This window comes from Advenella sp. RU8 (assembly GCF_048381675.1).
GTDB lineage: Bacteria > Pseudomonadota > Gammaproteobacteria > Burkholderiales > Burkholderiaceae_B > Advenella.
This window is the reverse complement of record NZ_JBLWIS010000013.1, coordinates 80596-86996: the sequence shown is the minus strand read 5'-3', so window position 1 is coordinate 86996 and position 6401 is coordinate 80596. Positions and strand designations below refer to the sequence as shown.

At 49.7% G+C, this 6401-nt stretch carries 6 protein-coding genes; 5 read left to right on the top strand and 1 reads right to left on the bottom strand.

Going from position 1 to position 6401, the window contains the following annotated elements; translation table 11 throughout:
* Positions 1–773: 773 nt before the first annotated feature.
* Together ACM5Q9_RS13595 and ACM5Q9_RS13590 are read left to right on the top strand one after the other, a co-directional pair.
* Positions 774–1190 (top strand): GntR family transcriptional regulator, encoded by a 417-nt coding sequence (locus ACM5Q9_RS13595; RefSeq protein ID WP_418145270.1) that lies wholly within the window; start codon positions 774–776, stop codon positions 1188–1190.
* Positions 1191–1365: 175 nt separating this feature from the next.
* Positions 1366–2100: a tellurite resistance TerB family protein gene (locus tag ACM5Q9_RS13590; RefSeq protein ID WP_418145269.1), complete on the top strand. Its 735-nt coding sequence runs from the start codon at positions 1366–1368 to the stop codon at positions 2098–2100.
* 76 nt (positions 2101–2176) lie between these two features.
* Here the strand turns inward: ACM5Q9_RS13590 and ACM5Q9_RS13585 are convergent, their stop codons facing one another.
* Positions 2177–3460 (bottom strand): O-acetylhomoserine aminocarboxypropyltransferase/cysteine synthase family protein, encoded by a 1284-nt coding sequence (locus ACM5Q9_RS13585; RefSeq protein WP_418145268.1) that lies wholly within the window; start codon positions 3458–3460, stop codon positions 2177–2179.
* A gap of 202 nt (positions 3461–3662) precedes the next feature.
* Between ACM5Q9_RS13585 and ACM5Q9_RS13580 the strand changes: the two genes are divergently transcribed.
* From ACM5Q9_RS13580 to ACM5Q9_RS13570, 3 genes are read left to right on the top strand one after another with little or no spacing between them, the layout of a single operon-like run.
* A complete protein-coding gene (locus ACM5Q9_RS13580) occupies positions 3663–4664 on the top strand; it encodes an isopenicillin N synthase family dioxygenase (RefSeq protein WP_418145267.1) in 1002 nt (333 codons plus the stop codon).
* 56 nt (positions 4665–4720) lie between these two features.
* Positions 4721–5026, top strand: coding sequence for a YdhR family protein (locus ACM5Q9_RS13575; protein ID WP_418145266.1), 306 nt, complete (start codon positions 4721–4723; stop codon positions 5024–5026).
* A 33-nt stretch (positions 5027–5059) separates the two neighbouring features.
* The gene (locus tag ACM5Q9_RS13570; RefSeq protein ID WP_418145265.1) at positions 5060–6379 is read left to right on the top strand and encodes a hypothetical protein; all 1320 of its coding nucleotides are present in this window, start codon (positions 5060–5062) and stop codon (positions 6377–6379) included.
* The last annotated feature ends 22 nt before the right edge of the window (positions 6380–6401 follow it).

Sequence of the window (6401 nt, the reverse complement as noted above, 5' to 3'; positions counted from 1 at the left end):
TTTAAACCACATCAGACTGACTTGACTGCGTTGCTGTGTCAGCAGCAGAGAAACGAGATTATGAAGCACGGGGTTTTGTTTGTCAACAACTATTTTAAAGTATTTTTAAAATAGTTCTTTTTTTAAAAACTGTTCTTTTTAAACCACCTGGCCAACTGCACCTGATCCACCCACCCCACGTTGCCACTGCCTAATCAAAATCCAGATTAACACATCTGACTTTATTAGCGACTTGAAAAGATGGCTTTGCCGGAGGCTGACGGCGATGCACTGTTTTATGATTGATAATCACCTTCTCCTTAACATTACCTAACGCCACCGTGATACATAGATCGCCATAGCGACCTTCGTGCCGTTTATATAGCCTACGAATCTTCATTTTAATGACAGCTTATTTGTCCCGCGCAGCCTGCCCGACATTGCCACCCCCAAAAAGTGGAATAGATGTCCAACATTTGAGGGTCACTTCAGTAAGAGCCACGCGAGTAATTCATACTGGTTAAAAATGGGAGAGATTACGACCGTAACTATGCACAAAACCAGTGACACTACCGTTAAGTCATCAAGGTCATCAAGGTCGCCAGTGGATAGGCGGATATCAAGCCATGGAGAATCTCCATACGCGTTTCTCGAAACAGGCCAGGGCAATGCATTTGGATTCCTTTTATACGTTAATAAATACATTCTGGCATTTAACTGGCCTACAATTAAGGGCCAGATAATGAATAATTTAATAGGCCAGTTTGCGCTATAAGCCGAGAGAGAAAAACCAAATGGCAAAACGTCAGCTCGTGATTGAGATTCCCGCCCTAGGGGCCATCGACCGCAGCAAGGGACGTATCGGCCAACAACTTGCAGCCTCACTTCGCAGGGCCATTTCAACGGGCGAACTAAAGGGCGGTGAACGCTTGCCTTCTACCCGTGCATTGGCAGACTCAATGGACTTGTCACGCGGAACGGTAACCGAAGCCTATGAGCAATTGCGGGCCGAGGGATTACTGGAAACGCAAGCCAGTGGCAGCAGGCAAGGCGGGTATCTCTGTGCGCGCACTCTCACCCATGTGCTCGGAAAATCTGCGGCTTTCAGGCCTCATGCTCGGATTCGGCGGCTTTACCAAAACACAGTTGCTTGGCGCAGTAAAAAAACTGGGGCAAGTTTTGAAGCTGAACAACAAACCGTCACGACGTGAAACATAACGGCATTTTCAACGATAGTCGAACGAATCCTCTAGCAGAGCTTGAGCAAAGATCATGTATTAGTAATGAGGCACGATTTACATAGTAAATTCATCAGTAATCCCTTTTCATTGAACCAATTAAACTATTCACTATCCAATTCTCATCATTATTAAGGAAGAGTACTCCATGTCGATACAAAACGTTTTACAGCAATTAATGCAATCCGCACAGGGCTTGTTGTCTGACCAAAACAACTCACAAACCAAGCCGACCTCCGCTTCAGGTGGTTCTTCTGGTCTTAAAGGTTTTGCGGGCGGCGCACTAACCGGAGGGGCGTTAGCCTTATTAATGGGCAACAAGAAATTTAGAAAAATTGGCGGTAAGGTAGCCACCTATGGTGGGGTGGCCGCATTGGGAGCGGCAGCCTATCATGCTTACGGACAGTGGAAAGAAAACCAGAACCAGGCGTCTCAACCAACTACTCAGCCCGTTGCCACACCTGCACCAACACCTGCACAGATTGCTCATGACACCAAGGCGTTCAGCCAACAGCCTGTTGCAGAGCTGGAAAAACACAGCAAACTTGTTCTGATCGCAATGATTTCCGCGGCCAAAGCCGATGGCCATATTAATGCTGATGAACAGCGCTTACTGGAAGCCGAGTTTGATCGATTGAATGCCTCGCCAGATGAACATGCCTGGATTCGTACCCAAATCAACAGTCCAGCCGACCCGGCGGCTGTTGCCAAACAGGTGGAGACGCCAGAACAGGCGGCCGAAGTTTATATGGCCAGCGTGCTGGTTAACGGTGCCGACAGCTTCATGGAACGGGCTTATTTAGACGAACTGGCACGCCAGCTGGGCCTGGAAGAAAGCCTTAAAACCCATTTGGAGAATTCGGCTTTAAGCCTGCAGCAGTAGGCGCTACGCGACCAATCATCATACTGGTTGAAAATGGCAGAGATTACGACCGTAACTCTGCACAAACCCAGTCATCTTATTTGCTCCTTTCCAGAGCCTGTGCGATGTCATTAATGATGTCATCGGCATCTTCAATCCCAACCGAAATCCGCACCATTTCAGGCAAAACACCGGCGGCACACAGTTGTTCTTCTGACAATTGGGCATGGGTGGTGGAAGCCGGATGCAGCACGGATGTCCTCGCATCCCCCACATGCACGACCAAGGTGGCCAATTGCAAATGACGGACGAAACGGTCAATCGTTTCCAAGCCGCCCCGCACCCCAAACGTCAGGACACCACTGCCATTGTCTGCACGGAAATAACGTGCGATGCGTTCTTTGCCGACCTCATCCAGCCCAGGATAACGTACCCATGCCACCTGTGGATGGTTCTGCAAAAATACGGCCAGCTTTCTGGCATTGTTACCGTGACGTTCCATGCGCAATTGCAATGTATCAATGCCCACATTGAACAGGAATGCATTTTGTGGTGCCAGACAAGCCCCAAAATCACGCAGGATATGGGCGCGAGCCTTGTAGGCGAAAGGTGCCTGCGGAAATTTTTCTGTATAGCTGACCCCGGCATAGCTGGGATCCGGCTGTGTAAAATCCGGATAACGGCCATTATCCCAATTGTAGTTTCCACCATCAACAACAATACCGCCAACACTGGTCCCATGCCCGTCAATATATTTACTGGCTGAATGCGTGACGATATGGGCGCCAAGTTGCAAAGGATTACACAGTACCGGCGAAGCAAGCGTATTATCAATGACAACCGGCAAATCATATTCCTGTGACAATGCGCGAATCTTGTCAAAATCCAGAATATTCAATCCCGGGTTGCCAATCGTTTCGGCAAAAATCAAACGTGTCCTTGGCTGCACCAGTTTTGCTATGTCTTCCAATGGCGCTTCCGGATCAAAAAAAGTCGTTGTAATACCAAATTTTGGCAAAGTTGTATTCAATAAGGAAAACGACCCGCCATATAAAGTGGAAGCAGCCAGTATATGATCTCCATTGCGACAGATATTAACCAGCGCAAGTAAATTCGCAGCCTGTCCCGATGCTGTCGCAACTGCTGCTGCCCCACCTTCCAGCAAACGCACACTTTCTTCAAATGCCGTTACAGTCGGATTACCGGTACGGCTGTACTTGTAGCCTGTGGCCTGCAGAGTCATGACGCGCTGCAAATGCCATATATCGTCATACCGATAAGTTGTGCTTTGTACGACTGGTGCAATGCGTGACTGTCCTGCCTGCGGTGTATATCCTCCTTGCACACAGAGCGTCGCATGACTGAAGTTGTTGTTTTCCATACTGCTTCCCATGTTATGTAACGATCTTAAGCAGCACAGACTAACACCATAAAAAACGCACACCAAAGACAAATACCTCATAACGTTGTGCGTTGTTTTCATAAATTAATTTTTACATATACATATATATTTTTATTATTTTTTACAAATTGTATTTGTTTATATACTGCAAAACATCCAAAGTCATTTATAAGCAAACATCATGACGCACCCCATATTACCAATACTTGATCTTGAACAATTCATCAACGGAGATGAGCATAGCAAGGCACAATTCGTAGATACGCTAAGGATAGCAACACACGACGTCGGCTTTTTCTATCTAAAAGGCTTTGGCCTGGATGACGAAGCCACCCGGCAACTGTTCGATAGCGTCCGCTCATTCTTCGCATTGCCTGCCGCAGAAAAACAGGCTCTGCACATGGTTAACTCTCCACACTTTCGCGGCTATACATCAGAAGGCACTGAAATTACCCGTGGTGAAAAAGACTGGCGTGAACAAATCGACATCGGTGCGGAACGGTCAATCCTTCCATCCGATGAAATCCCATGGAAACGACTGCAAGGACCCAACCAATGGCCTGCCTCTTTACCGGCATTACGCGAACACGTACAACAGTTACAGACAACACTGACTACCGCAGGGTTGGCCCTGTTACGTGCGCTGGCACTGGTTTTGGGACAATCAGAACAACACTTCACTGAAGCGTTTTCTGACGCACCTGTACAGCATGTCAAACTGATCCGTTATCCCGGACGCAGTACCAACGAACCCAACCAGGGTGTAGGTGCCCACAAGGATTCAGGATGCCTGACATTTGTCTTACAGTCTGATAAAGCCGGTCTGCAAGTCTATCACCAGGAGAAATGGATTGATGTCGCCCCCATCCCGGGTACCGTTGTAATCAACCTGGGTGAAGTGCTGGAGCTACTTACCGATGGTTATCTGCGCGCCACGCTTCATCGTGTGGTCAGTCCTGCGGAACAAGAAGACCGTCTGTCTATCGCCTTCTTCCTCAGCCCGCGACTGGACACGGCATTGCCCCCACTGACCTTGCCACCAGAACTGGCAGCAAAGGCACGCGGTGTAGAACAGGACCCACAGAATGTCCTGGTACCACACACTGGACAGAATCTGCTGAAAGGACGTTTGCGCTCCCATCCGGATGTTGCACAGCGCCATTATGCCGATGTTCTGTCCTAACAGGTCAACTGACACGATTTATCTAGCACCCCCAACCATCAAAAAAGGAAAGTACCATGGCCGTAATCCTGCAAGTCAATTACACCCCCAGCGAAGCTCAACAACAAGTACCAGAAGAACAAAAGCTGACAGCAGCCCATCACATTACCGAATTGTCCGGTTTCAAATGGAAAGTCTGGATCAATAACCAACAAGCCAACCTGCGTGGTGGCATCTACCTTTTTGAAAACAGCCAGACAGCAAAGGCATGGGCAGACCAGCTCACCCCCCGGCTGGAACAATCCGGAGGGCGTGATATTTCCGTCACGATTTTTGACGTTGATACCGCACCAAGCGCCGTCACACTCGCACCGTTGCAATAACACCTTATCCTCCGATAACCAGAAAGCACATTAATGTCTTCCTCCAATACACAGCAACGGCCTTCTCTGACACTCAATCAGTCACAACTGGACAGTCTGCAACAATTCTCACTGCTGGACGCGCTATTCGGCCGTCGCTCCAGGCGCTTTGGTGTCGGCATGGAAATTCCCGACGGGCCACTGGCCTACCAATCCCAGCAACCGGCACAAGCACTCAGCCGTTTGGAGCGCCTGCTTCTGGTCACCATCGGCGCTGGCATCAGTGGCTGGCATTTCGGCATTCCTTACACGGAATCCGCCACGCCAGGACTTGGCTGCAATTATCCCGTACGTCCTGCCGGACGCACCTATCCAAGCGGTGCCGGTGTATATGGATCAGAACTGCTCATCGCTGATGACAGCGGCACATACATTACACGTTTTCGTGATCTGGACCCGGCACACATTCTTGAGTTGCAGTCTACTGAAGACCTGCCGCGTTTGCTGTCCTGGCTGGAACAACACATCATCCGCCTGAGTGACAAACGTCTTGACCTGCCTGCAAGCTACCCGCATATCGTCGGACATAACCGTTGGGTTGCCAACCGTCCTGGCACCACGCTTTTCATTCCGGTCATCGACCAGGCGGACTCATTGTTAAACCAGCTCGCAATGCGTGCCGGTGAAGGCATACCTGCCGCCGACCCTGTTACCGGACGTCTGCTGGGGGATCCTACATCATTACTGCGTAAGGGTATCCTGCATGCAGATCGTGCCCTTGCACTGGACGAACTGGAACAGCACTCACGCAACAGCACTGTCGCGGAAGCCTCTATTGCTTCATACAATATCCACCTGGCCTTGCAGGCACTTGGTCTGGGAGGATGGCTATTTTCCGGACTGAACATCCACAGCCTGCTGGGTGGAAAAGCAAAGGAAGGCATCCAGGGATTTGGATTCCGTTTTACGCACCAGCCACATTTCCGGCAACCCAACCCGGTCGGCCTGGATGGTGTTTTTGAACCGCTCGTACCACCTTATGTCAGCTCCATGCACGAAGCCGTACAACGCTTTGCTGAACGCAAGTTTGGAGCACGAGGCAATTTCTCTGCAGACAGGCCAGGTCCTTTCAAGGACAATGCTGCCGTAAAAACAGCCACCGAGCGCTGGTCACAGGAAATGACCGAGTATATCGCTTCCGTTGCCCAGGACATCTACGACTCGTATGACAAGTTTCCCGGCACCATACCCACCGTGTGCATAGCCACCTACACCCAGGCACACCACATTGACCATGGTTTTTACGACAAATTCTTTGGTGAAGATGCCTACCTGTCAACCCATCGTGACCATCAACGCATCTGGCACGAATAAGCAAAACCCTATCATCCAACTA